Annotated in this window: 19 protein-coding genes; 14 read left to right on the top strand and 5 right to left on the bottom strand. The window is 57.0% G+C overall.

Annotation, left to right across the window (positions count from 1 at the left end):
- The first annotated feature begins 294 nt into the window (after window positions 1–294).
- The 4 genes from ACR0K5_RS05650 to ACR0K5_RS05635 all read left to right on the top strand — a co-directional run bounded on the left by ACR0K5_RS05650 (window position 295) and on the right by ACR0K5_RS05635 (window position 3,702).
- Window positions 295–798, top strand: coding sequence for a hypothetical protein (locus tag ACR0K5_RS05650; RefSeq protein ID WP_480628721.1), 504 nt, complete (start codon window positions 295–297; stop codon window positions 796–798).
- Between the two features lie 119 nt (window positions 799–917).
- Entirely contained in the window at window positions 918–2,111 is a 1,194-nt protein-coding gene (locus ACR0K5_RS05645; protein ID WP_480628720.1) for a YcaO-like family protein, read from the top strand.
- Window positions 2,108–2,827: a TfuA-related McrA-glycine thioamidation protein gene (locus tag ACR0K5_RS05640; RefSeq protein ID WP_480628719.1), complete on the top strand. Its 720-nt coding sequence runs from the start codon at window positions 2,108–2,110 to the stop codon at window positions 2,825–2,827. Before ACR0K5_RS05645 ends, ACR0K5_RS05640 begins: the two co-directional genes overlap by 4 nt.
- A complete protein-coding gene (locus tag ACR0K5_RS05635; RefSeq protein WP_480628718.1) occupies window positions 2,824–3,702 on the top strand; it encodes a DMT family transporter in 879 nt (292 codons plus the stop codon). Before ACR0K5_RS05640 ends, ACR0K5_RS05635 begins: the two co-directional genes overlap by 4 nt.
- Before the next feature lie 206 nt (window positions 3,703–3,908).
- Here ACR0K5_RS05635 and ACR0K5_RS05630 read toward each other — a convergent pair whose 3' ends face one another.
- Entirely contained in the window at window positions 3,909–8,510 is a 4,602-nt protein-coding gene (locus ACR0K5_RS05630; protein WP_480628717.1) for an immune inhibitor A domain-containing protein, read from the bottom strand.
- A gap of 384 nt (window positions 8,511–8,894) precedes the next feature.
- Between ACR0K5_RS05630 and ACR0K5_RS05625 the strand changes: the two genes are divergently transcribed.
- Both ACR0K5_RS05625 and rpsD read left to right on the top strand, forming a co-directional pair.
- Window positions 8,895–9,338, top strand: a complete 444-nt coding sequence (locus tag ACR0K5_RS05625) for a hypothetical protein (RefSeq protein WP_480628764.1) — start codon at window positions 8,895–8,897, stop codon at window positions 9,336–9,338.
- A 245-nt stretch (window positions 9,339–9,583) separates the two neighbouring features.
- Window positions 9,584–10,204 (top strand): 30S ribosomal protein S4, encoded by a 621-nt coding sequence (gene rpsD / locus ACR0K5_RS05620; RefSeq protein ID WP_480628716.1) that lies wholly within the window; start codon window positions 9,584–9,586, stop codon window positions 10,202–10,204.
- A 130-nt stretch (window positions 10,205–10,334) separates the two neighbouring features.
- On the opposite strand, the gene ACR0K5_RS05615 is transcribed toward rpsD, so the two are convergent.
- Complete coding sequence (locus ACR0K5_RS05615; RefSeq protein ID WP_480628715.1) at window positions 10,335–10,796, bottom strand: Lrp/AsnC family transcriptional regulator; 462 nt, start codon at window positions 10,794–10,796, stop codon at window positions 10,335–10,337.
- 102 nt (window positions 10,797–10,898) lie between these two features.
- On the opposite strand from ACR0K5_RS05615, the gene ACR0K5_RS05610 reads away from it, so the two are divergent.
- From ACR0K5_RS05610 to ACR0K5_RS05595, 4 genes are all read left to right on the top strand, one after another.
- Window positions 10,899–12,314 carry an aminotransferase class V-fold PLP-dependent enzyme gene (locus ACR0K5_RS05610; protein ID WP_480628714.1) on the top strand — a complete coding sequence of 472 codons (1,416 nt, stop codon included), beginning with the start codon at window positions 10,899–10,901 and terminating at the stop codon, window positions 12,312–12,314.
- Between the two features lie 64 nt (window positions 12,315–12,378).
- Window positions 12,379–13,464 carry a histidinol-phosphate transaminase gene (gene hisC, locus ACR0K5_RS05605; protein ID WP_480628713.1) on the top strand — a complete coding sequence of 362 codons (1,086 nt, stop codon included), beginning with the start codon at window positions 12,379–12,381 and terminating at the stop codon, window positions 13,462–13,464.
- A complete protein-coding gene (locus ACR0K5_RS05600; RefSeq protein WP_480628712.1) occupies window positions 13,461–14,381 on the top strand; it encodes a prephenate/arogenate dehydrogenase family protein in 921 nt (306 codons plus the stop codon). The genes hisC and ACR0K5_RS05600 overlap by 4 nt, the downstream gene beginning before the upstream one ends.
- Window positions 14,378–15,211 (top strand): extensin-like domain-containing protein, encoded by an 834-nt coding sequence (locus ACR0K5_RS05595; protein ID WP_480628711.1) that lies wholly within the window; start codon window positions 14,378–14,380, stop codon window positions 15,209–15,211. The genes ACR0K5_RS05600 and ACR0K5_RS05595 overlap by 4 nt, the downstream gene beginning before the upstream one ends.
- On the opposite strand, the gene ACR0K5_RS05590 is transcribed toward ACR0K5_RS05595, so the two are convergent.
- Window positions 15,208–16,206, bottom strand: a complete 999-nt coding sequence (locus tag ACR0K5_RS05590) for a DUF2125 domain-containing protein (protein ID WP_480628710.1) — start codon at window positions 16,204–16,206, stop codon at window positions 15,208–15,210. The genes ACR0K5_RS05595 and ACR0K5_RS05590 overlap by 4 nt on opposite strands.
- A gap of 67 nt (window positions 16,207–16,273) precedes the next feature.
- Here ACR0K5_RS05590 and ACR0K5_RS05585 point away from each other — a divergent pair, with 67 nt between their 5' ends.
- The 3 genes from ACR0K5_RS05585 to ACR0K5_RS05575 all read left to right on the top strand — a co-directional run bounded on the left by ACR0K5_RS05585 (window position 16,274) and on the right by ACR0K5_RS05575 (window position 19,798).
- The gene (locus tag ACR0K5_RS05585; RefSeq protein WP_480628709.1) at window positions 16,274–16,804 is read left to right on the top strand and encodes a gamma-glutamylcyclotransferase; all 531 of its coding nucleotides are present in this window, start codon (window positions 16,274–16,276) and stop codon (window positions 16,802–16,804) included.
- Between the two features lie 69 nt (window positions 16,805–16,873).
- Window positions 16,874–18,052 carry a biopolymer transporter ExbB gene (locus tag ACR0K5_RS05580; RefSeq protein ID WP_480628708.1) on the top strand — a complete coding sequence of 393 codons (1,179 nt, stop codon included), beginning with the start codon at window positions 16,874–16,876 and terminating at the stop codon, window positions 18,050–18,052.
- 3 nt (window positions 18,053–18,055) lie between these two features.
- Window positions 18,056–19,798: a peptidoglycan -binding protein gene (locus ACR0K5_RS05575; RefSeq protein ID WP_480628707.1), complete on the top strand. Its 1,743-nt coding sequence runs from the start codon at window positions 18,056–18,058 to the stop codon at window positions 19,796–19,798.
- 366 nt (window positions 19,799–20,164) lie between these two features.
- On the opposite strand, the gene clpA is transcribed toward ACR0K5_RS05575, so the two are convergent.
- Window positions 20,165–22,489 carry an ATP-dependent Clp protease ATP-binding subunit ClpA gene (gene clpA, locus ACR0K5_RS05570; protein ID WP_480628706.1) on the bottom strand — a complete coding sequence of 775 codons (2,325 nt, stop codon included), beginning with the start codon at window positions 22,487–22,489 and terminating at the stop codon, window positions 20,165–20,167.
- A 174-nt stretch (window positions 22,490–22,663) separates the two neighbouring features.
- Window positions 22,664–23,431 (bottom strand): hydroxyacylglutathione hydrolase, encoded by a 768-nt coding sequence (gene gloB, locus ACR0K5_RS05565; RefSeq protein ID WP_480628705.1) that lies wholly within the window; start codon window positions 23,429–23,431, stop codon window positions 22,664–22,666.
- Between the two features lie 61 nt (window positions 23,432–23,492).
- Here gloB and ACR0K5_RS05560 point away from each other — a divergent pair, with 61 nt between their 5' ends.
- The gene (locus ACR0K5_RS05560) at window positions 23,493–24,227 is read left to right on the top strand and encodes a class I SAM-dependent methyltransferase (protein ID WP_480628763.1); all 735 of its coding nucleotides are present in this window, start codon (window positions 23,493–23,495) and stop codon (window positions 24,225–24,227) included.
- Window positions 24,228–24,346: the final 119 nt, after the last annotated feature.

Genomic DNA, 24,346 nt, shown 5'->3' with positions numbered 1-24,346 from the left:
GCTGCCGATTGAAAATCTAAGAACAGCATCGTATCGCGATGATTGGTGATAGGAAGACCCGGCCGTTCGACAACTGGCAAATAATGAACTTCGGTTCAGCATCCATTTATTCGGCGAAAAACTTCGAAAAACTGCTTTTGGATTATTGAATTTGATTTGACCACGACTTTTCCGAGTGGCGCGGGTTGGGCAAATTGGTGATTTGAACCCGAATTTATGGTAATTGACAGTGCCACCTCGTTTTGAGGTGAAACTGCAAGAAGTGCACTAATTAGAAATCAAGGGAGGAAATAAATGTCTGATATCAAAAGAACTGTTCGTGCACCAGATGGCAGCCTGATCGTAATCGGGCAGGTGGGATCACAAACCAAGCCGGAGATGGAATCAACTTCCTGTGGACGTAAGAAGACCACCTATGGAACCCATCGCGACAACCCCTCTCAGCTTGGAGCGAAGATTGATCCGGCCCAATGCGGCGCGAAGATTGACCCAAGCCAGCGTGGTGCAAAGATCGACCCTGCTCAGCGCGGAGCCAGAATTGATCCAACGCAGCTTGGAGCGAAGATTGATCCGGCCCAATGCGGCGCGAAGATTGACCCAAGCCAGCGTGGTGCAAGGATCGACCCTGCACAGTACGGAGCCAGAATTGATCCAACGCAGCTTGGGGCAAAAATTGATCCGTCTCAATGCGGCGCCAAGATTGACCCGAGCCAGCGTGGTGCAAGGATCGATCCTGCACAGTATGGGGCCAGAATCGATCCGACCCAATGCGGCGGGAAGATCCAACCTACCATTTGACGTTGGATAACAAACACGACTGAGTGTTGGCCCGAGACTTTTGGGCCGACACGGAAACGCGCGCATAAACAGTTCCTGAGCCGTGGATCGCGCCCGTATTGGATGGGGGGAAGCTGACCTTGAAACAGTATTTTGACGGCACGCATCGCATCCGCCCACCTGCGCAGACAGTCGATCTTATGAGAGCCTATTTTCCGGTTTTCGGCATAACTCGAATCGCAGACGTTACCGGCCTGGATCGTGTCGGACTTCCGACAACGGTCGTCTGCAGACCAAATTCGCGATCGATGGCCGTGTCCCAAGGAAAAGGGGTTACCCATGAAGCCGCTGTTGCGTCTGCTGTAATGGAATCCATCGAAATATTTCACGCCGAACGTATCGTGTCGCCGGTCATTCACGCCTGTTTTGAAGATATCAGATACACGCACAACGTGGTGCAGATAGACCAATTGCCGCTAAGCAACAGAATGGATTTTGATCCCTTCGCACCAAATCTCTGGATCCAGATGCAGCTGATGGCGGATGAGGGAGGCACATGGGTTCCCTACGAATTGGTTCATACGAATTATACACGTCCTCTGCCGCCCGGAAGCGGATTTTTCCTTTCCACTTCGAATGGCCTGGCCTCTGGCAATTCACTTACCGAGGCCAAAATACATGCTCTTTGTGAGGTGATTGAGAGGGATGCGGTTGCGCTCTGGTCACATTTGCCTTGGAATCTGCGCGACGCACGGCGCATCGATCAACGGACTATTGACGATCAGGGATTGCATCAGACCCTTCGTAAATTTGAAGACGCTGACATAGATCTGGCCATTTGGGATGTGACGACGGAAATCGGTGTGCCAGCCTATTTGGTCTGGTCATGCGAAAAAGGAAATGTGCCAGTTCTTCTTTCGCGTCCAACCGTAGGTGCAGGATGTCACGTTTGTCGCGAAATTGCATTGTCACGCGCTCTGACCGAAGCTGCGCAGGAAAGGCTGACGTTAATCGCAGGCGCGCGTGATGATTTGCATCAGGATTTCTATTCCGAAATGCAGTTTCGCGAAACCATCGCACAACCCGGAAGCCGGAGATTTGCGTCAAGGCAGTCATTTGATTCCGCCACACCCGAAAGTGATCTGGACTGGATTCAATCACGACTGATTGCGGCCGGATTCGAGGACGCTTGCTTCACCGACATTACCGCCGATTATGTTTCTGACCATATTGCCGTTGTTCGGGTGCTTGTACCCGGGCTGGAAGGGCCGCATGACGACCCGCGCTACAAACCGGGCTTGCGAGCGCAAAACGTGCATGAGCTGATGCAATGACCGTATTTGTGTTCTGCGGCCCTACCATTCGGCAAAGCGAAGCTGAACAGATTCTCGCTGCCGAATACCTGCCTCCAGCCGCTCAGGGTGACGTGTTGAAAGTGGTCGATCGCAAACCACGCGCCATTGGAATCATAGACGGCTACTTCCAATTCACACCCTCTGTCCTGCACAAAGAAATACTATGGGCGCTTGATCAGGGGATACATGTGTTCGGCAGTTCGAGCATGGGCGCCTTGCGGGCGGCAGAGCTACATAGTTTCGGTATGAAAGGCGTGGGTCGTATCTTTGAAGATTACCGCGATGGCCGATTGATACGAGACGACGAAGTGGCCTTGAACCATGGTCCCGCCGAACTGAATTATCCATCGCTATCAGAGCCGCTTGTAAACATCAGAGCGACACTTGAGGCCGCTGCGCACAATGCGATCATTTCCCAAGAAACGGCCGAGACGCTCCTGGACCTCATGAAGCAGGAGTATTTCTCAAATCGCTCTTACAAACGCATGCTTCAAATCGGCGCTGAGCATGACCTGCAATCCGATGAACTCCTGCAGCTTCAGCAATGGCTCGAACAGAACATTGTCAATTTAAAAAAGAACGACGCTATCGAAATGCTGAAGGCAATGGACAGCTTTCTAAGAACAAAACCTGGCCGGTTTTCAGCGCGCTTCTATCTGGAGCACACGTCAATTTTTGACCAATTTGACCGATGAGCGCACATTCAAAGCCATCGCTATTCTACGCTAACGGACCCACTTACTTCGCACTTGGTGTATTTTTCATGTCCGGGATGGATGCCGTTGCCAAGGTATTGGCCCAGTCATATTCCGAACTTCAGATTATTCTGTTTGAAAGCACTTTTGGCCTCTTGTTCTTTGTTACTTTTATTGCGCCTCGGAACTGGCGTTCGCTGGCCTCACAAAGATGGCCGCTCATGCTCGCGAGGGGTTTGCTGACACTGGGAACAATGTACTTTTTCATTTCCGGTCTCAGAAGACTTCCACTGGCTGAGGTGACGATGATTTTCATGGTCGCCCCAATCGTTTCGATGTGTTTGTCCTCTCTTGTGTTCCGTGAACACCCGGGCGTCACACAACTCCTCTCGCTCGTCTTGGGGGTAGTGGGTGCCTCGCTTTTGATACGTCCACCTGGTTTGGGCTTCAATGCGGCCGCCCTGTTCCCGTTAGCGGCCGCGCTTTGCAGCGCCTTGGGCTTGATCACAGCGCGCGCCCTTTCAGACCGAGATACACCAGAAGCAATAACCGGATATGAGTATCTCATGGTCTTTGCTGCAGCCTTAGTTCTGGTTCCAAGTGAAGGTTATCTTCCCGATTTGCCCGATCTGTGGCTTGTTGGTATGTTAGGTGTCTTTGGAGCCTTATGCGTGTTTTTTCGCACTTCGGCGTGCTCAATGACACCGATCAGTGTGCTGGCGCCGATTGAATACACCGGAATGCTCTGGGCAGTTCTTTTTGGTTTCCTGATCTGGAACAGCTTACCCGATCTCTGGGGGTGGGTCGGCGCTGGGTTGATAGCCATGGGTGGCTTATTGGCCGACAGATCCTCTGTTAAGCCTACGCCGGACTAGAGGTGTTCGCCCCTGCAATTTTGCACGCGTCACAAGCCCCAGCAAATTGCGCAAAGAAGAGCATCACGCACTTAGAGCTCTGGCCCGCCCTTTTGGCCTGCCTGACGACAGCACCAAAGAGACAGTTTCGGTCGATTTGACAGAAGAGAAGTTTGGCGACCTGTTCCGAACCCCTGACGGCTGGCAAGATGAAATGCCGTTCTTTGTTATTCCAGGAAGCTCTGCTTCAGTTTCAGGATGTTCGAAACTGACGACCCCAGCCGGTCAGTTCGGTCGAACCAACATTCCACTTCCATCGTTTTTGCGTCAGAGATCACGGTGTCCATCACAAAACTGCCGTCGGACTGAACCGGCACAGTGCGCCAGATCGGGGTGGCCGACGGGCCGTCCAATGCCATCCTGATACGAACGGCCAGGGGCAGGTCATCCGCAAGATTTATGGATGTTTCTGTTTGCACACGAAGAAGCCCATGCACCACGACCCTGCCATGGAACCATGTACCCCGGACCAGCTCGACAGATGTGCGGAAACGCGGGCGAACGTGATAGAAGCAGCTTCCCCAGATTTCATCCGCTTCGTTCGTCCGGCGCCAGGCTGTCAGGAGAAAGCCGCTGTCATTGTCACAACCCGGGCGGATCACTTGATCGTTAAGCTCCAGCGTACAATTGAATACGCGTGACTCGCCGGACGGGATGTGGTGCTCGCGCGGCGAGATCGTCAGTTTCGACCCATAAGGCAGGCCGCTTGGAACAAGCGCCGCAATCTCGGTATCGACCCGGTCGTTGTGGACCTGCATGGGGAACGTGATCGGATCATACGGCGATGAAGTCAGAGCCTCAAAATCGAAGACGTTTTGCTGCGCGTTGTTGTTTTGCAGTTTCACGTCGTCGGAAGCCAGGGCAACCGTGTCACCTGTGGCCGGATCTACTTCGTCGGGGATGGTCCAGTCGATAATCTCCATCCGCATACATTGATGCACATTGGTCGTGTTATCGACTTGCCAGTCGAATACTGCAATTTCGTTTGCACCGGCTCCGACCGAGGCAATCGTTTCAGTCCCACGATTGACCCATCTGCCATCGTCACCAGCACCGGGCGGGTCGCATACGAACCAGCGGACCTTTACGTCCAGCGCTTCGACATTGCCTGCGTTGTGGACCCTTGCCACCACGTAGTGTGGCTCGGTTCCGCTGGCGGGGAAGCGCACCGTTTCGCCCTGATCTGTTGGTGTTCCGACCGGATACACCCGGGGCACGGCAGGATCCGGGTTGTCGCCCGGCCAGTCGACCCAGATATCGGGGCTTTTCCAACTGGGGACATGGTCCTGGAAATGCAGATCGATATATTCGGCCTGTTCACGCTCGACCCTGACACGATAGACAGGGATCGCACCGCCTCGGATGGATCGAATATCCGCCACTTCGGCGATACACCCCTTGATCGGAAATTCCGGCGCGGTGGCAAAGTCCCACGTATCGTTCACCGCGCGCAGCTCGGTGCCCTGGTTCAATAAATGCACTGACCTGCGATAAAGACCGTTCACCGCCCAGGACCTGTCCGAGTTCGGATCCAGCCCGTTTGTTGCGATCACGGTCGGCTCCGGGCTGAGGTTCTGCGAAAAATTCGAACCTTCTGCGCGCAGTTCCAGAAAGGCGGTCACGCCGCCGTCACTGCCCAGATTAAGCTTCATGAGCTGTCCAATCGGTACCGAGCCGCCAACTTCGTCGCGCACATCCTGTCGCATGGTGCTATCCCAATACTCAATGGGAACCAGCCAGGCTTCGGTCACATCCGTCCCCGCAGGAGACGGCAGATCGACGAATATGGTGCGGTTGGTGTTGACGTCATTGGTATCTGGAACCCAGCCAAGCTTCCACTTCGACCATCCGCAGAAATGATGGAAGTTCGCGTTTCCACCGGCCATCATGGCCCAGGGATCGACATAATCGACATCATCGCGATATCCGTTCGCCGAATACAGATCCGGTAAGCCAATCGCATGACCGATCTCGTGCGCCATCACACCTGCATGGCTCGAAAGGGATCCGAAGAACCTTTGCCCGATGATCCGAGAGGTGCCCATCTGCACAGGATCTTCTCCACCCGGGGGGTTCTGGTCGGTCGCAAAATGTCCGCGTGCATACATGCGTTTGCCGCCGAAACCGGCCGGATCGTCACAACTCCATTGGTCGGCGGCAGGGATGCTGGCACTGGGGGCACCGACATGCGCGATCATCATGACGTCGAAACTGTCGAACATCGCTTCGACCGTGTTGCGGTCCCAAACTGAGGTATCGCGTATGTGTTCCATTGCTGCGGTAAAGGTGTCATCGGCCAGATCGACCGAATGGCGCAGCGCGTTCGAATTGTTCGGCCCGCTTTCGCTGCCGGGATTGGGTTGCGAGGTGTCCCAACCCGTGCCGCTCAGGCCCGAGCTGGAGAGCCTTTCGATCGTCGCTTCGACACCGCCGAAATCTCGGGTCAGGTTGATGTCCACCGTTATTTCCTGGGCAGTTGTGTCCAAGTTTGTCGACGCAATTGTGCTGAAGTAAGCCGCGCCTCCACCGATGCCTTCGCCGGCATCGGTCTGCGCGGCGCGCAGACATTCACGGAAGTAGCTGCTAACGGCGGCGCTGGAATCCATCACACCCGGAATATCCGCAGAGGACAACCCCAACTGAGACAGGGGAGCTGCGGGTGAGGCAGGGCCAGTGACTGCGACCCGCCCTTTTTGTGTCGTGGCCCCGCCTGCCGAGGCAATACGGAAACGCCCCTGCGCCCGCCCGAACTGTGTGTCGCTGGACGAAGTGCGCGTACGGCGGAACTCGACATCCTGAACCAGAACCGGGCTGCCTGGGATACCTGCTTCAGCTGCGCGGATCGCATCTGTTACCAACGTTTCCAAACTGCTTAGGAACCCGGCAATATCACCGCCCTGATCCACGCTCAGTGTCGTTGCCGGGAAGTTCAACGTCAGAACATGAGGGTCACCGGTTTGGGTTTCGACCGTCAGTTCCAGCGTTTCAGTGCCATCGAAGGTTAGTGTGACCGGGAAGCTTCCCAGATTGCCGTTGCTCCACATTGCGGCGAATGGCAGATCGTATGTCTTTACCGCTCCCGCCCTCGGATTGGCCTGCATCTGGAATGCTTCGGTGCCGTCTAAAATCACAGGGGCCGAGAAATCTGCGGGCATCACGGTGCGCAGACCGCCTGCCCGGAAACTGTCCCACCAATAGCTGGCTTGTGATTGGGGCAGCACCAAGGGTCTGCGCATCCCTCCGATGTCATGCCCGAAAACCGTGAAATTAATAGCCAGATCGCCGAAGCTGCATTCGTCGTAGTAATCGTCCACGGTCGAGAAGATCCTGGCTGAGGCCTGATCGATCAGCTGAGTCATGTCAGCATCGCCATAGGTCTGGCCGCCATCGACGACCGGGAAAATGCAGATCTGCAAAGTTGGATTCAACTGGGCAATCTGGTTCTTGCGACCCCAATAGGTGACCGTCTTAGCGGGTGGCGGAACAAAGATGGTGAAATCGTCGGGCAGCCGGGGTTTCAGTTCGGTGACATAATCGGCAATCCGCCACGCTTCGAGCTGACCTTTTCGGCGCATCTGTATCAGCATGTTCTGCGTCTGTGTCTGGCCGGTCGAGATATCAGCCCCAGCCCTGTCCAGTTTGCGTTCAAGCATGACGTTCAGATTGCGATCCATGATTGCCATACGGGTAGCGTCAGCACCGAACGCGGCGAAGTGCCGTCCGGATTTGTGAATTCGGTAGATCGTGAAACCTACCTTGGCCGAGTGGCGGTCGTCACAAGGTTCATCATCGCCCGGATCGTTTGGATCACTGGGGCCGCCGTCATCCGAAGGACGGTCATCGTCGGGGCCTTTCGGCCCGCAGGTGCAATCACATCCGCACCGCTTGAGCAGAGTCTGCAGAACATAGCAAATCCGCGCCAGAGGATCTGCTGATTGTGCGGTTGTTGCGGGCAGGGCCGCGCGCATATCGACTTTCTGAACGAAACCACCTTTGCGGGCCAACACCAGATGCGTGCCCCCTGCGACCGTCGCCGCTGTGACGCGGTCGATTTCGAATTGATGTATTTCGACGTCGCTCTGCAAGCTATCCGTTCCGGTCATGACCAGGCGAAGTTCGCCCTTGTCCCGGCCCAGCAGAATATTGTGTCGGCCAGCCTCCAGCGCAGTCAATTCACCGTCTAAAGTGTATTCGCCCACCCGTACTGCCGCACCGGTTCGACGGTCCAGTTCGACAATGCCACGGTTACCTTTGGGCTCGGTGAACGTCAGCACCAGTTTCCGTCGCAGAACAACCAGATCCGAAGCGCGCCCGTCGATCTTCTGGGCGAGGGGCGTGATGCGAGGTGCGGCAGAAACTCCTTCGATAACGGGGCAATCGGATCTGGGGCGGAAGTCGATTGACAGCGGCCGGCCTTTTTCATCGACTGCATACAAAAGCAAAGAAGTCGCCCCGGGTGCCGCCTGTGCTTTGGTAACGGCTGTACCGATGTCGGACGAAAACAGCGGGTCTTTCCCGTCATCGAGCATATCGAAAGCGTATACTGAAACGGTGGTTCTGTTGAAGCTCGCGACATACTGATCATCCGAGCCGAACAGTATTGTCGGGCCATCTCCTACTGGCCTGGTGCTGCCATCCTTGGGGGGAACGGATTTTCCATGTGTTTCGCCCGGCCGGCACCATCCGGTGACTTCGGCGCGGCCATTATCCCGCACTGCGCGATACCCGACCTGAGTTACGGTACGTGATGCTTCATTGGATTTGGACATGAGAGCTTCCTCCAGAGGAAAAAAATTCTGGAACTTGAACTCCCCAACGGTGCCGAGGGGTTTCAGGGATTGAATAGAGGCATCCGTCTGGATTGCAGTTGACGTGCAATTGTCGAGAAAAACCAGAATTTCGTTCAGTATGAATTGAGTAAAATAATCTAAAAAACTGGACGCAATTTTAGCGTTTTTTTCACGATTCGTAAAGTTGCCAGAGGGTGCGCCACAGCGGACGATCCGCGTTGCACAGACGCGGGTAAACACACGAAATGTTGATTCACAACTGCAACAATCTTGCGATTGCTGCAGTTCTGTCTCTTTTCCGCCGAAATTTGTGCTGATAAGTGAGGGATTAGTGTTGGGGTGGTAACAAGTGCGAGTGGGCAGATGAGAACCGGAGCAAACGGTCAAATAGCGATTTCCTGGGGACAAACGGAAATTGACGGGCTTGAGGATGCACCTCTTTCCTTTTTGACGATTGGGGCAGCATGGTCATGGCGTGGGCAAGCGATTGTCCTGAGTGAGGTTGCCGAGCAAAGCGTTGGTAAAATAGGAAATGCCCGTGGTGTTGCGACCCACGTAAACAGCCACTTTCCGATTGTCCGTGAGATTTCCGGCCAAGTGACTGGCGCTCTTACTCTTACCAACGGTGCGCAAAAGTTCTCCGCCAATCTTGTTGCTGATGGCAATGATGCCTCGCGAACTCTCGTGTTCTGTGGCGCTTGCCCGCCACGGGAAGAGGAATTCTGGGTTGTCGAAGTAACTGAGCTCGCGATGATCCAGAACCCGGCATCGAAAAGCGGCGCGACCGTAGTTTCTTTCCCGACTTGAATTCAGAGTTTCAAGGCGCCGTCAGGCGGGTTTGGGTCCGCGCCGGTCCGCTGTCTGCATATCCTGATCGATTTTCTGAACTGTGCCGTATGCCGTGTTGACTCCGCCAGCGTTGTGGATATAAGCGCGGCTTCATTGGTGTTGGTGGCCCCTGCAAGGGGATGCCTGTCATGGGGGAAACCTCAAGAGGACAACGCCCTTCATAGTGGCCCGACAGGGCTTCGACAAAACGAAGGAGATCAGCCGTGACCAAACGCACGTCTGCCAAGTACAAAATTGACCGCCGGATGGGCGAAAACATCTGGGGTCGCCCGAAATCCCCGGTCAACCGTCGTGAATACGGCCCCGGCCAGCACGGTCAGCGCCGCAAGGGCAAACTGTCGGACTTCGGTCTGCAGCTCCGCGCCAAGCAGAAGCTGAAAGGCTACTACGGCGACCTGACCGAAAAACAGTTCCGCCGCATCTATGCCGAAGCCGAGCGTGTCAAAGGCGACACCGGTGAAAACCTGATCGGTCTGCTGGAACGCCGTCTGGACGCTGTTGTTTACCGCGCCAAGTTCGTCGCAACCGTTTTTGCTGCGCGTCAGTTTGTGAACCACGGCCACGTCAAAGTGAACGGCAAGCGTGTTAACATCCCGTCCTACCGCGTCAAAGAAGGCGACGTGATCGAAGTGCGTGACAAATCCAAGCAACTGGCTGTTGTTCTGGAAGCCGCTGCATTGGCCGAGCGTGATGTTCCTGACTACATCGACACCGACCACTCGAAAATGACCGCGACGTTCGTGCGCGCCCCTGGCCTGAGCGATGTGCCTTACCCGGTCGTCATGGAACCGAACCTGGTCGTCGAATTCTACGCGAAGAACTAATCTTCGCCGAAATCGAATTCCGAAAGGCCGCGCATTTGCGCGGTCTTTTTTTTTTTGTTGGTTGAGGCTCTGCTCCCACCGCGGCCGGTGGCGATTTCCCCGAGGTATTTTTGGCCAGATGAAGTGCGGATCAGATTGGCAGCGGTCTACCCTCGGCGATCGCTTCCATCGCGAAATACGAGGTCACGCTGTCCAGTTCGACCTTCTCGATCAGCCGCTGATAAACCCTATCATATGACGCCATATCCTGCGTTACGACTTTCAACTGATAGTCGTAATCTCCGCCGATTCGATGAAAATCCACGACTTCTGGGATCGTGAGAACATGGCTTCGAAACGCCTGAAGCCATTCGGCGGAATGATGTCTTGTGCGCAGCATAACGAAAACGACAAGGCTCAACCCAAGTTTCTCGCGTGCGATGCGGGCAGTGGATCCAATCAGGACGCCATTTTCGTTCAGAGCCTTCAAGCGCCGCCAGCAGGCGTTTTGAGAAAGACCCACACGATCCGCCAGTTCCCGTTGCGACAGGGTGGCGTCCTTTTGCAGCTCTTTCAGAATGCGTGTGTCAATTTGATCTAGTTTTGATGCCATATCTGACCATATGACACAAAATATTCGAAATCCACGCAAAGATAGGGGAAGTTTCCGCGCAGAGAATATATCAGATTGATAGGGCAGTTAGGAGCCAATGCCATGACCCTGTCCAAATTTCGTGCGGAACTCTGTTCCACCACTCACAATTCAAACCTGCGCGATGGGCTGATCGGAGAGAAGGTTATGATCCCGGGTCTGCACGGGGACGTGCCGCTTGTCTATGCGGACTACGTCGCTTCGGGCCGTGCCTTGCGGCAAGTCGAGGACTTTGTGGCGCAGCATGTGTTGCCGTTCTACGCCAACAGCCACACCGAAGCCTCTTACTGTGGGTCTTACATGACGCGTCTGCGCCGAGAGGCGCGTGCGGAGATAGCCCGCCTTGTTGGTGCGAGGGGAGAAGACGCGGTGATCTTCACCGGGTCCGGTGCCACGGCGGGGCTTAACCGGTTGGTCAGTCTGCTGGGAGTGGAGGAGGCAGACCAACCGGTTATCTTGATCGGACCTTACGAGCATCACTCCAACATTCTGCCATGGCGGGAAAGCAAGGCGCAGGTGATCGAAATCCCCGAAGCCGAGGGCGGAGGCGTCGACCTGCAAGCGCTGGAAATCGCGCTGGAGGCACATGCGGATGCCGATTTGCTGATCGGTTCATTCTCGGCGGCGTCCAACGTGACCGGCATTATCACTGACCCTGATCCGGTGACACGATTGCTCAAGGCGCATGGTGCGCTGGCCGTTTGGGACTATGCCGGGGGCGGGCCGTACTTGCCGACGGATATGGGCCCTGTGGATGCGCGCAAGGATGCCATCGTGGTGTCCCCGCACAAGTTCCCCGGTGGTCCGGGCGCGTCAGGTGTTTTGGTTGTGAACCAATCTGCCGTGAAACGAACCTGTCCCAGCTGGCCCGGCGGCGGCACCGTCAGTTTCGTTTCACCCTGGCGCCACGACTACAGCACTGATCTGTCCACACGGGAAGAGGCCGGAACGCCCAACGTCATCGGAGACATACGCGCGGCGTTGGCCTTCATCGTCAAGGATGTCGTTGGCACGGACGAAATCGCACGGCGTGAGGCGCAGTACAATCAAATGGCGCTGGACGGCTGGACGAACAACCCGAACCTGACCTTGCTTGGGATCGAGAACCCGCATCGCCTGCCAATCTTCTCTTTCCTCGTCCGCAACAACTCTGGTCAGCCCGTACATCAGCAGTTGTTCACCCGGATGCTCAGCGACATATATGGCATTCAGGCGCGGGGCGGTTGTGCCTGTGCCGGACCCTATGCGCATCGCTTGCTGGGGATCGATCAAGCAACGTCAGAAGAATTGCACGCCGCCTTGGCTGCAGGGGAAGAGATGAAAAAGCCCGGTTGGGTGCGGCTGAATTTCTCGTATTTGATGAGCGAGGAAACGGTTCAGTTCATCATCGACAGCGTCAATGACTTGTCCCACCGGACCGAGGAGTTCGTGCCGTACTATAACGCCGACCCGGCAACCGCGCGCTTCAAAGCCGCATGAGGGAATTGCTGCTTTTCTCAACCCGTTGAGACAGGTATGAGAGGCCCATTCAACGGAGCCTCTCATGACCAAAATCACCCCACAACCCGGCATTATGGACATCGCGCTCTATCAGGGCGGCCAGTCGCATGTTGCCGGTGTGGAGCATGTGATCAAACTGAGCTCGAACGAGAACCCGTTCGGGCCAAGCCCCAAAGCGATTGAAGCAATTCGCGACAGCGCTGCCACCCTGCACCGTTATCCCAGCACGGACCACGCGAGCCTGCGTGCGGCCATCGGCGCGCGTCACAGCCTGGACCCAGCGCGGATCATTTGCGGTGTCGGCAGCGACGAAGTGCTGCAATTCATCGCTCAGGCCTATGCGGGGCCGGGGGATGAGGTGATCTATACCGAGCACGGGTTCTCCATGTATCCGATCATTGCCCGCATGGCGGGTGCGACGCCGGTCATGGTAGCCGAGCGTGACCGTAAGGTGGATGTGAATGCCATTCTGGCCGCTCTGACAGCGCGGACTCGGATCGTGTTTGTCACCAACCCGGGCAACCCGACCTCGACCATGATCTCGAACGGCGAACTGGAACGCTTGGCCCAGGGTCTGCCCGACACCTGCCTGATGGTCCTGGATGGCGCATATGCCGAGTTTGTCGACGGGTTCGATGGCGGTGCATCGTTGGTCGATGCCCATGAGAACGTGATCATGACCCGGACCTTTTCGAAAGTGTACGGGCTGGGCGGAATGCGGGTTGGCTGGGGCTATGCGCATCAACCGATCATCGACGTACTGAATCGCGTACGCCAACCATTCAACCTGTCACTCACCGCTTTGGCAGCGGCTGAATCCGCAGTGAACGATGTCGATTTCCTGTCGTTCTGCCAGTCTGAGAATGCACGGTTGCGTGTGTGGTTGGCCGAGGAACTCGCCAAGATCGGTGTGCCCTCGGACCCGTCCTGCACCAATTTCATCCTTGCGCGGTTTGCCGATCAGGCCGAGGCCGAGGCTTGTGATGATTACCTGAAAACGCAGGGTTTGATTGTCCGCCGGGTTGCGGGCTACAACCTGCCGAACGCCCTGCGGATTACCGTGGGCGACGAAGAAGCCTGCCGCCGTGTGGTTGCGGCAATAACTGCATTCAAAGAGGACGCAGCATGAGCCAGATTTACGACCGCGTTGCGTTGATCGGGCTGGGTCTGATCGCTTCATCCATGTTCTGGGCGATCAAACGTGCAGGTCTGGCCGGTGAAGTGACAGGCTATGCCCGGTCCGAAGCGACTCGAGACACTGCGCGCAAGATCGGACTGTGCGACCGTGTTTGCGATACGGCGCGCGAAGCGGTAGAAGGCGCTGATCTGGTCGTCCTTTGTGTCCCTGTGGGGGCTATGGGGTCAGTCGCAGAAGAGATTGCCCCGGTGTTGAAGCCCGGTGCTACCGTTTCGGATGTGGGTTCGGTCAAGCGACACGTCATTCAGGCGGTTGAACCGCACATCCCCGACGGCGTGCATTTCATTCCAGCGCACCCTCTGGCAGGGACCGAGCATTCCGGCCCTGAATCCGGGTTTGCCGAGTTGTTTGACAATCGCTGGTGTCTGTTGGTCCCGGTTGAGGGTTCGAATACAGAGGCCATTGCCCGTCTGCGCGCATTGTGGGAAGGCATGGGCTCGAATGTTGATGAGATGGACGCGGACCACCATGATCTGGTTCTGGCCGTGACCTCTCATGCGCCGCACCTGATCGCCTATACGATGGTTGGTGTGGCCGACGATCTGCGACGGGTGACCGATAGCGAGGTAATCAAATACTCGGCAGCAGGTTTCCGGGATTTTACCCGAATTGCCGCGTCCGACCCAACCATGTGGCGCGATGTGTTTCTGTCGAACAAGGACGCAACGCTGGAAATTCTGGGCCGCTTCACCGAAGAGCTGTTTGCGCTGCAACGCGCCATCCGCACCGGGGACGGTGAGCATTTGTTTGACTACTTCACCCGGACCCGTGCTATTCGTCGCGGCATTATCGATGCCGGGCAGGACACGGACGCACCGGATTTCGGGCGGGGAAAGGCAAACTCATGAGATTGCGCTGGGGGAATATTCTGATCGGGGTCATAGGTCTTGGCGCTGTGACAGTTCAGGCCGCCCCTCTTGACCAGTCTCTTGTGCCGCTCACACGTCCCTCTCTTTCTCAGCAGGCCGCAAGCACGCCCATCATCTCTGACGTTGCCAAAATGCGCCCGGTCTCGCGCCCGGTTTCGCCGCAGGTCACGGCCGCTGCTGCGCGACCGTCGGAACTGCCTCTACTTGGGCCTGACACATCTCTGATGCCCTATTTGCGGCCCGAGTCGGTTGAACAGCAGGTGTTGTTCAAAAGGCGCAAGCTGCGCAAAGGATCCGTCTGCGGAGATATCGCCATTCAAGGCAAACCTGTTGGCAAAGTGGGCAGCAAGAACTCAGCTTGTGGTGTCAAAGATGCGGTGCAGATCACCTCGGTTTCGGGCGTGGTGCTCAGCCGTCCATCAACGATGGATTGTGGCACCGCCATTGCGCTGAACAAATGGGTGGACAAGACGGTCAAACCCACCTTCAAACGCCGCGGTCCAGTGGTCGAGTTACAGGTGGCGGCCCATTATGCCTGCCGGACCCGTAACAACCGCAAGGGCGCGCGGATATCCGAGCATGGCAAGGGTCGTGCAATCGATATCTCGGGGTTCAAAATGGCCGATGACGAGGTTGTGACCGTTCTGAGCGGATGGCGCAAGAACCCGTCTCAGAAACAGCTGAAGAAGATCTGGCGCGGGGCGTGCGGCCCATTTGGCACCGTGCTGGGGCCAAATTCAGATCGTTATCACAAGGACCATTTTCACCTGGACACAGCCCGCTATCGCAGCGGACCCTACTGCCGTTAACGCAGGATCAGGCGCGGGGCAGGGCCTAATCGCAACGGTCCGAGTGCCACAATTCCATCCCGAAAGTTCAGCTGCAAGTCCAGCGCGTTGGGGTTGCCGCCCAGCCCCGCAAGGAAGTTCAGTGCCCGGGTGACGGGATCCACCGCCTGATCGGGCAGGGCGCCCGCCGCGTTCGCCATGGCGATCATGTCGCGCCAGTTTTCGGCTTTGACGGCTATCTCTCCGGTTGGAACACCCTGCGCGTCCACATCCAGATCACCGGTCGCAAACAGACGCAACTCACCCCATTTGATTTCGACCAGACGCAGATCGATGGCTACAGGCTGCGGTCGTTTGTCTTCCAGCGCCGACCGGTCCCAGACCTTGTCGAATATGGTGATCATATCCAGTTCCAGCGTTTCAAAGCTTTGCGGCAATGACACGGCAGAATGCGTCAAGGCCCGCAGTTTTTCCCCTGGCGTGAACCCATCCGCGCGGGCGGTGATAGCATAGGCTTCGGGCTGCGGCGTCTGTTCCATGATCACGCTCAGCGTGTCTCCGGAAGCCAGAGCAAAGGTGTTTTCAGTCACCGACCATGCACCGGCTGTCAAAGCCAATTTTTCCAGCACCAGCGAGACACCAGGCTGCATTTGCAATTCTGCAAGCAACTCGTCAGCCACAATTGTCGATGTCTGGTCGAAGTAAGACAGGCGTTGAGGCGTATCGGCGAACCGCAGCACTTGCCGACCGGGCCAGATGGCAGGGCTTTTGAATTCGATCCAGTCCGCACTCCACGCTGTGCCGTTCACCGGATCGGCCAGCGCCGGATTGTTGAGACGGGTCATATGGTGGGTTGGATAACCTGCCATTGTAACGTCCGAGAAATCCGCTTGCCAGCCTCGTGCCTCCTGTTGGTCGAACCAATGGGTGATCGCGGTGCGCAGGCCATAGCCCGCAATGAACCAATATGCGCTCCACGCAAGGGTGACAAAAATCAACACTCGTATCAGACGCATTCGAAATGGCCCTTTTTCCTGCCTCGGAATTGATGTTTATAGGCCCAAACAGGCAAGGACCAGTGCAATGACGATGTGGGTTTTCGGATATGGATCGCTGCTGTGGAATCCGGGCTTTCCGGTGGCGCGCAGCGAACGCGCAACGTTGCACGGGTTTGCCCGGTCCTTCTGCATGAGCTCGATTCATCACCGCGGCACCGAGGAAAAGCCCGGTCTGGTCCTGGCGCTTGATGAACAATCCGAAGCCAACTGCACAGGGCTGGCACTGGCAGTCGAGGCGGGGCACGAGGACCGCACCTTACACGAGTTGCGCGAGCGCGAGCTGATTTCTTCGGCCTATGTGGAACGTATGCTGGATGTACATCTGGAAAACGGCGACATTATCAACGCTGTGACCTATGTGATCGATGCTGATCATGTCCAGTATTGCGGCGGGATGCCGTTGGAGGATCAGGCCCAGATCATCGCCCATGCGGTTGGCGGGCGCGGTCCGAATGACGAATACCTCTATAACACTGCCGAACACCTGGCCGAGATCGGGCTTCGTGATCACGATCTTGAGTGGTTGGCGCAACGGGTCCGCAGTATCACCGCATAAACTCTTGGCGTCACGAGCGTAATTTCGCTAGTTTCGACGCAGAGCAGGCAAATACCGGGAACCACGCGCATGGCGCAGGCACATCAGGGCGCGAGACCCCAATTCTCGCATCCAACTCGACAGATCTTGTTGATGTTGATGGCGATCGGCCTGTCCGGGCTGGGGGTGTTTCTGGCGCTGCCATATGTAATGCCAGTTTTCTTCGCCAACCCGTATCTGAATGGGTTCATCTTACTGGTGTTTGTGATTGGCGTATTGGCCTGTTTCTATCAGGTGACGCAGCTGATCGGGTCTGTGCGCTGGATCGAAGCGTTCGTTGGTGGCGTCGTCCGTGAAGATGCCCGAACCCCGCAATTGCTTGCGCCTTTGGCTTCATTGCTGCGTGAACGAGGGGCACGGTCGCAGATCAGCTCCACGTCAACTCGTTCCATTCTTGATTCCGTGGCCGAGCGGGTCGAGGAAGAGAGGGAGATAACCCGCTATATCACAAACGTGCTGATCTATCTGGGTCTTCTGGGCACGTTCTTCGGCCTGGCAACAACCGTGCCTGCCATTGTTGATACCATCCGTAGCCTGAACCCGCAGGAAGGCGAAGAAGGGCTCGCCGTCTTCAACCGCCTGATGACCGGGCTCGAGGCGCAGTTGCAGGGGATGGGCGTTGCGTTCGGATCGTCTCTGCTTGGTCTGGCAGGATCGCTGATCGTCGGCCTGCTGGAAGTTTTTGCAGGGCACGGGCAGAACCGCTTCTATCGCGAGCTTGAGGAATGGCTGTCCTCGATCACCCGCGTGGGCTTTGCGGGTGGCGAAGAAGGTGGCGCCGAAATCGCCGTACTGACCCCTGTGCTGGACGCCATGTCCGAACAGATGGATGCGTTGCAGGATCTGTTTTCAGCTCAGGAAAGTGAGCGGGCAGAGGTTTCGACCAAACTTGGACAACTGGTCGATGTGATTGGTGAGATGAACAATCGTCAGGCCAACACCGAAAATGTCACATCGGCTTTAGAGCGTGTTGCGCTTGGGCAGGACGCGCTACTGGATCACATGCGCGAACATGGCGCAGGCGATGGCATCGACGCCGAAAGCCGGATGCGCCTGCGCTCGATGGATGTGCAACTGCTCCGCATTCTCGAAGAGATTTCGGCGGGTCGCCAGGAAAGTATGAACGAATTTCGTAAGGATATCGAACTGCTGGTCAAGGCTCTGACCCTGCCGCGCGGCGCGGTGCGCACCACGCCGGAAGGAGAGTAACCCATGGCGCTGTCCCGCCGCACCGGTCAACGATTTCAGGGCTCGGTCTGGCCCGGATTCGTGGATGCGATGACGGGGCTGTTAATGGTGCTGACCTTCGTTCTGACCATCTTCATGGTGATCCAGTTCGTGCTGCGCGAAACCATCTCGGGGCAGGAAGACGAACTGACGACACTTGCGGACGAAGTCGCAGCACTTGCGGGCGCGCTGGGTTTGGAAGAGCGTGAAAACAGCCGGTTGCAGGCGCGTCTTGGGGCGTTGAACACGACCCTGTCGCAGGCCGAAGATGATCTGGCGCAAGCACAATCGCTGATCGCCTCGCTGAGCAGCGAACGCGACCGTCAAGCTGCCGCTCTTGATCAGGCACAGACCCGCATTACCAATTTCGAAGCGCAGGTCGCGGCTCTGCTGGCCGAACAGGAACAGGCTTTGGGCGATATTACAGCGCTGGAGGCGCAACGTGAGCAGCTGCTGACAGAGCAAGAAGCGCTGAACCTCGCCCTTGCGCAAAGTCGTGACGAAATCGACGCGCAGACTGAAGCTGCCAGATTGGCGGCCGCCCGCCGCGAAGCATTGGAAGCGCTCGTTGCCGATCTGGAACAAAGCGGTGAGGATCGGGCAGCGGAAATCACGGCCCTTGAACAACAACTTGGTGACGAAGAGGCCGCTCGTCTGGCCGAAGCTGCTGCTGCCGAGGCGTTGCGCAACCGTCTGCAAGATGCCGATGCCGAGTTGACGGCCATGACACTGGCGCTAGAGGCACAACGCAAAGAGGCCGAGGACACATTGACCCTTTTGGCCGCCGCACAAGCCGCGCGGGCCGAGCTTGAGCAACAGTTTGGCGATGTGAACCCCGACGAGTTGCGGGCTCAGCTTGAAGCCGCCTTGCAGGCACAAACACAAGCGCAGGCAGACGCTGATGAGCAACGTACTCTGGCCGAACAAAGGCAAGCCTTGCTGACCCTCGCTGAATCGACGCTGTCGGATGAGAAAGAAATCTCGGTTGAGGCTCAACGAGAAGCGGCCTTATTGAACCAACAGATTGCCGCCCTGCGGGGACAGTTGGGATCGTTACAGGCACTGCTTGACGATTTCGAAGAACGCAACGCCACTGCCGAGGTGCAGATACAAACGTTAGGACAGGACCTGAACGCCGCGCTGGCCCGTGCAGCATCCGAAGAACGTAGGCGTCGTCTGCTGGAAGAGGCCGAACGCCTGCGGCTTGAGGCCGAGGCCGAAGAGCTGGCCGGTCAGAATGAGGAACTGGCGGCGCAGGCGGAAGACCTGCAACGCTATCGTTCAGAGTTCTTTGGACGCCTGCGGGATGTTCTGGGTGATCAGGAAGGCGTGCGGATCGAAGGTGATCGCTTTGTGTTCTCCTCCGAAGTTCTTTTCCCGACAGGATCAGCCGTGCTGTCCGTCGAAGGACGACAGGAGGTTGCCAAGGTCGCTGACATCCTGCGCAGTGTCGCGGCTGAGATTCCGACCGGTCTGAACTGGGTGATCCGGGTTGATGGCCACACCGATAATGTCCCATTGGCCGGATCAGGCCGGTATCGTGACAACTGGGAGCTCAGTCAGGGCCGCGCGTTGTCTGTTGTGCGTTACATGGTCGATGCGCTGGGCATTCCACCCAATCGCCTGGCGGCGAACGGGTTTGGTGAGTTCCAGCCCGTCAATCCGGCAGATACCCCTGAGGCCCGGGCACAAAACCGTCGGATCGAGCTGAAACTTACTGAAAGATAAGACAGCTATCGTTACGCTGTCGGCTGCGTTTTGAGGAAAGATGCGATTACCGCCGGCTAAAACGAAAACCCTGATCCGGTGTGCCGACGAAACAGCATGGAACGACGGGGTAACCTGAGAGGCTCTGCGGTCGTTTCGTCGTGATAGCGGAACCTGTGCTGTGCGGTGGTGACCGCAGCCACGGCGGAAAGGGCAAATGCGGCACCCCAAATGATTGAGATTTTTGCCACGTGCTAAATCCTGTTCTGTGCTGCCGATCAAAGATGACACGCAGCAGCAGCCAATTTCCGTCGCAGGTTTACGATCTGACAACGAAAAAGCCCGACGATCAGGATCGCCGGGCTTGAAAAAAAGATCTTCTTCAGGTCAGTCCGCAGTCAACAGCGGGGGCTTGTCGCCCGGTATGCGCCGCTGATCAGGACCAAGGATTTCTAGATCCAGATCGCCCTTCTTGATCGAGACACGAACCACACCGCCCTTGGCCAGTTTGCCGAACAGAAGTTCCTCGGCCAGTGGTTTCTTGATGTGTTCCTGAATGACTCGACCCAGCGGACGGGCCCCCATTTTGTCGTCGTAACCTTTATCGGCCAGCCACTCAGCGGCTTTGGGTGTCAGATCGATGGTCACGCCGCGATCCAGCAGCTGGGCCTCAAGCTGCAGAACGAACTTTTCGACCACTTGCAGGATAACCTCTTTCGGCAGCGGTGCGAATGAGATCACGGCATCCAGGCGGTTGCGGAATTCCGGCGTAAACATGCGCTCGATCGCGGCGGTGTCTTCACCTTCGCGGCGGTCGCGGCCGAAGCCAATGGCCGCCTTGGCCTGTTCCTGTGCACCAGCGTTGGAGGTCATGATCAGAACCACGTTGCGGAAGTTCACCGTACGACCATTGTGATCGGTCAACTCCCCATGGTCCATCACCTGCAGCAGGATGTTGAACACATCCGGGTGTGCCTTTTCGATCTCGTCCAGCAGCAACACGCAGTGCGGATGCTGGTCGACACCGTCGGTCAGCAAACCACCCTGATCAAATCCGACATAGCCCGGAGGTGCGCCGATGAGACGGGAAACTGCGTGTTTCTCCATGTATTCCGACATGTCAAAGCGCAGCAGTTCCACACCTAGTGTATCCGCCAGTTGTTTCGCGACCTCGGTCTTACCTACACCGGTCGGACCGGCGAACAGGTAATTCCCGATGGGCTTTTCAGGCTCACGCAGACCGGCGCGCGCCAGTTTGATCGCGCTAGACAGTGCTTCGATGGCCAGATCCTGGCCAAACACCACCCGTTTCAGCGAAGCTTCGAGGTCTTTCAGCACCTCGGCATCGTCCTTGGTGACGTTCTTGGGCGGGATGCGCGCGATTTTTGCGACAACGGCCTCAATCTCTTTGACCCCGATGGTCTTACGCCGCTTGCTTTCCGCAACCAGATGCTGCGCCGCGCCGGCCTCATCTATCACGTCGATGGCCTTGTCGGGCAGTTTGCGGTCGTTGATATAGCGCGCTGAAAGTTCAACGGCGGTCTTGATCGCATCGGCGGTGTATTTGATGTCGTGATGCTCTTCGAAGTACGGCTTCAGACCACGCAATATCTTAACGCTGTCCTCGACCGACGGCTCATTCACGTCAATCTTCTGGAACCGGCGGCTCAGCGCGCGGTCCTTCTCGAAGTGCTGGCGGAATTCCTTGTATGTGGTCGAGCCCATTGTGCGCAGCTTGCCGCCCTGCAGAGCCGGCTTCAGCAGATTCGAGGCATCCATCGCCCCGCCCGAGGTCGCACCGGCACCGATCACGGTGTGGATCTCATCGATGAACAGCACCGCGTCGGGGTGATCTTCCAGCTCGGTCACAACCGCTTTCAGGCGCTCTTCGAAATCACCGCGATAACGGGTTCCGGCCAGAAGTGCGCCCATGTCCAGCGAATAGATCGTGGTGTTGGCCAGCACGTCGGGGGCTTCGCCGCCGACGATCTTATGCGCCAGACCTTCTGCGATGGCGGTTTTGCCCACGCCCGGATCGCCCACCAGCAGCGGGTTGTTCTTGCGGCGGCGACACAGCACCTGGATGCAGCGTTCCACCTCATCCGAGCGTCCGATCAACGGATCAACATCGCCTGCGCGCGATTTTGCATTCAAATCGATGCAGTATTTCCCTAGCGCGCTTTCTTTCTGCTCGGTTTCGCCAGATGTCGTCGGGGCGTCTTCTTCCACCTGATCCGCGCCGGATACCGAGCGGCTTTCGCCATAGGCAGGGTCTTTGGCCACGCCATGGGCGATGAAATTGACCGCGTCGTACCGGGTCATGTCCTGTTCCTGCAGGAAATAGGCAGCATTGCTTTCGCGTTCGGCGAAAATGGCGACCAATACGTTCGCGCCGGTCACTTCGGTCCGGCCCGAGCTTTGTACGTGGATCGCGGCGCGCTGAATGACGCGCTGGAATGCTGCTGTTGGTACGGCTTCGGACCCGTCGATATCCGTGACCAGGTTCGAAAGATCCTCGTCGATGAATTCCACCAGAGTACTGCGCAATTCATCCAGATCGACGCTACACGCTTTCATGACGCGCACCGCATCGGGTTCTTCCAAAAGCGCCAGCAGCAGATGCTCCAGCGTTGCGAATTCGTGGCGCCGTTCATTCGCAGCCGCCAAGGCCGCGTGGATGGCTTGTTCCAATGTGCTCGAGAATGAAGGCACGCGGGTGCTCCTCTGTCTTGGGTCAGAAGGGGGCGGGCTTGCGGCCGGAACCCCATCCCAACCATGTCCTCATACTATTAGAGTTTGGTTGATCGTGCCCCGGCTTCAAGGGTTTTCTTGCTCTTGACAGTCACATTTGTTGTGACCGTGGCCGTGAAGAGGGGCAAATAGGCATCAAAACCGGTCTTTTCTACCCCGTATTTCTGCAAAAACGGCTTCAGGATCGTCTCCAACCATATCCAGCTGCGCCTGAACCGCCGGATCAGCAGCCCTCAGAAACGGGTTTGTGGCCTTTTCCAGGGCCAGAGTGGAGGGAACAGTCGCCTCACCTGCGGCGCGTGCGCGGTCGATATCAGCCACACGATCTTTCAAGGCCAGGTTGTCAGGATCGACGGTAATAGCGAATTTGGCATTGGATTGTGTATACTCGTGCCCTGAACAGACCAGAGTGTCATCGGGCAGAGCGGCCAGTTTGTTCAATGACGCCCACATTTGCGCCGGTGTGCCCTCAAACAGACGCCCACAGCCAAGCGCCATCAGGCTGTCTGCCGTGAAGACGGCGGCGCTCTGCGGCATATAGAAGGCGATATGGCCGTCCGTATGCCCCGAGACATCGAGCACCTGAACCGGTTCGCCGCCGATGTTAAAACTGTCGCCCTCGGAAACCTGCTGGTCCAGCGGTGGCAGGCGACTTGCATCAGCTGCGGCTCCGATAACCTTTGCCGGGTGTTTAATCAGTATTTCCGCCAGCCCGTCCACGTGATCCCAGTGGTGGTGGGTCAACAAAACATGCGAAAGCGTCCACCCCCGATCATCCAGCGCCTTGAGAATCGGTGCGGCCTCGGGCGCGTCGATCAGTGCGGTCTGGCCATTGACGCCGTCATGAGCCAGAAAGGCGTAATTGTCGCTGAGGCACGGGATTGTAATGATTTCAAGAGGCATGGCCTTTTGCCCTTTCATTGCTAGACTGCGCCCAGCTAAGCCGATTGACCGGATGTCCGCAATGCATCTTGATGTGCAGGATCTGAGGAATTTCTACTATCGCAGCACCCTGGGGCGTGCGGCGCAGGCGGCTATTCGCGGGCGTCTAACCGAGCTGTGGCCCGAAGCAAAGGGTCAGACTGTTGCGGGGTTCGGTTTTGCCGTACCTCTGCTGCGTCCTTACCTGTCAGATGCGCGTCGGGTCATCGGGTTGATGCCGGGCCCTCAGGGCGTGATGCCCTGGCCTGCCGGAATGCCAAATGTCTCGGTCCTGACCGAAGAAACCCTCTGGCCAATTGAGACCGGGCACGTGGACAAGCTTGTGGTGATGCATGGGCTGGAAACGTCTGAACGACCGAACCAATTGCTTGACGAATGCTGGCGCGTGCTGGGTCCCGGTGGCAGGGCCGTCTTTATTGTTCCCCACCGCGCGGGTCTTTGGTCGCGGTCGGACAAAACCCCGTTTGGGTTTGGGCGACCGTACTCCGCCACTCAGTTGGAAAACCAGCTTAAGGCGCATCACTTCCTGCCCGAGGCACATTGCTCGGCTTTGTACATGCCGCCGTCCTTCCGGCGGTTTTGGTTGAAATCCGGCAGCCTGATCGAAAAAACCGGTCAGCGGATTCCAACCGTGATGGCAGGTGGCGTGTTGATGGTCGAGGTCAGTAAACATATCCGCCCGCCCAGCGGCAGCGTAACCAAGGACAGGGTCAAAAAACCGATCAAGGCGCTGGATGGTTTGTTGAAGCCTGCGTGACAATCACGGGCATTTCAATGCGATAAATTTGCGGGAAAAAAGTCACAGGAATCGCAAAAACCTGCATATTCGTAACATTTTTCAACTGGACCAATGTGTTCAAACCGTCGCACTTGGCG

The sequence above is a fragment of the Ruegeria sp. AB9 genome, assembly GCF_056542585.1.
Note: the sequence above shows the minus strand (reverse complement) of the source record. Positions and strands in the feature narration are given on the sequence as shown.

Bases quoted from the DNA above. Each gene is read 5' to 3' on its own strand.
- ACR0K5_RS05650 (WP_480628721.1), top strand. From the start codon at position 295: ATGTCTGATATCAAAAGAACTGTTCGTGCACCAGATGGCAGCCTGATC.
- ACR0K5_RS05640 (WP_480628719.1), top strand. From the start codon at position 2,108: ATGACCGTATTTGTGTTCTGCGGCCCTACCATTCGGCAAAGCGAAGCT.
- ACR0K5_RS05635 (WP_480628718.1), top strand. From the start codon at position 2,824: ATGAGCGCACATTCAAAGCCATCGCTATTCTACGCTAACGGACCCACT.
- ACR0K5_RS05630 (WP_480628717.1), bottom strand. From the start codon at position 8,510: ATGTCCAAATCCAATGAAGCATCACGTACCGTAACTCAGGTCGGGTAT.
- ACR0K5_RS05625 (WP_480628764.1), top strand. From the start codon at position 8,895: ATGAGAACCGGAGCAAACGGTCAAATAGCGATTTCCTGGGGACAAACG.
- ACR0K5_RS05615 (WP_480628715.1), bottom strand. From the start codon at position 10,796: ATGGCATCAAAACTAGATCAAATTGACACACGCATTCTGAAAGAGCTG.
- ACR0K5_RS05610 (WP_480628714.1), top strand. From the start codon at position 10,899: ATGACCCTGTCCAAATTTCGTGCGGAACTCTGTTCCACCACTCACAAT.
- hisC (WP_480628713.1), top strand. From the start codon at position 12,379: ATGACCAAAATCACCCCACAACCCGGCATTATGGACATCGCGCTCTAT.
- ACR0K5_RS05600 (WP_480628712.1), top strand. From the start codon at position 13,461: ATGAGCCAGATTTACGACCGCGTTGCGTTGATCGGGCTGGGTCTGATC.
- ACR0K5_RS05595 (WP_480628711.1), top strand. From the start codon at position 14,378: ATGAGATTGCGCTGGGGGAATATTCTGATCGGGGTCATAGGTCTTGGC.
- ACR0K5_RS05590 (WP_480628710.1), bottom strand. From the start codon at position 16,206: ATGCGTCTGATACGAGTGTTGATTTTTGTCACCCTTGCGTGGAGCGCA.
- ACR0K5_RS05585 (WP_480628709.1), top strand. From the start codon at position 16,274: ATGACGATGTGGGTTTTCGGATATGGATCGCTGCTGTGGAATCCGGGC.
- ACR0K5_RS05580 (WP_480628708.1), top strand. From the start codon at position 16,874: ATGGCGCAGGCACATCAGGGCGCGAGACCCCAATTCTCGCATCCAACT.
- ACR0K5_RS05575 (WP_480628707.1), top strand. From the start codon at position 18,056: ATGGCGCTGTCCCGCCGCACCGGTCAACGATTTCAGGGCTCGGTCTGG.
- gloB (WP_480628705.1), bottom strand. From the start codon at position 23,431: ATGCCTCTTGAAATCATTACAATCCCGTGCCTCAGCGACAATTACGCC.
- ACR0K5_RS05560 (WP_480628763.1), top strand. From the start codon at position 23,493: ATGCATCTTGATGTGCAGGATCTGAGGAATTTCTACTATCGCAGCACC.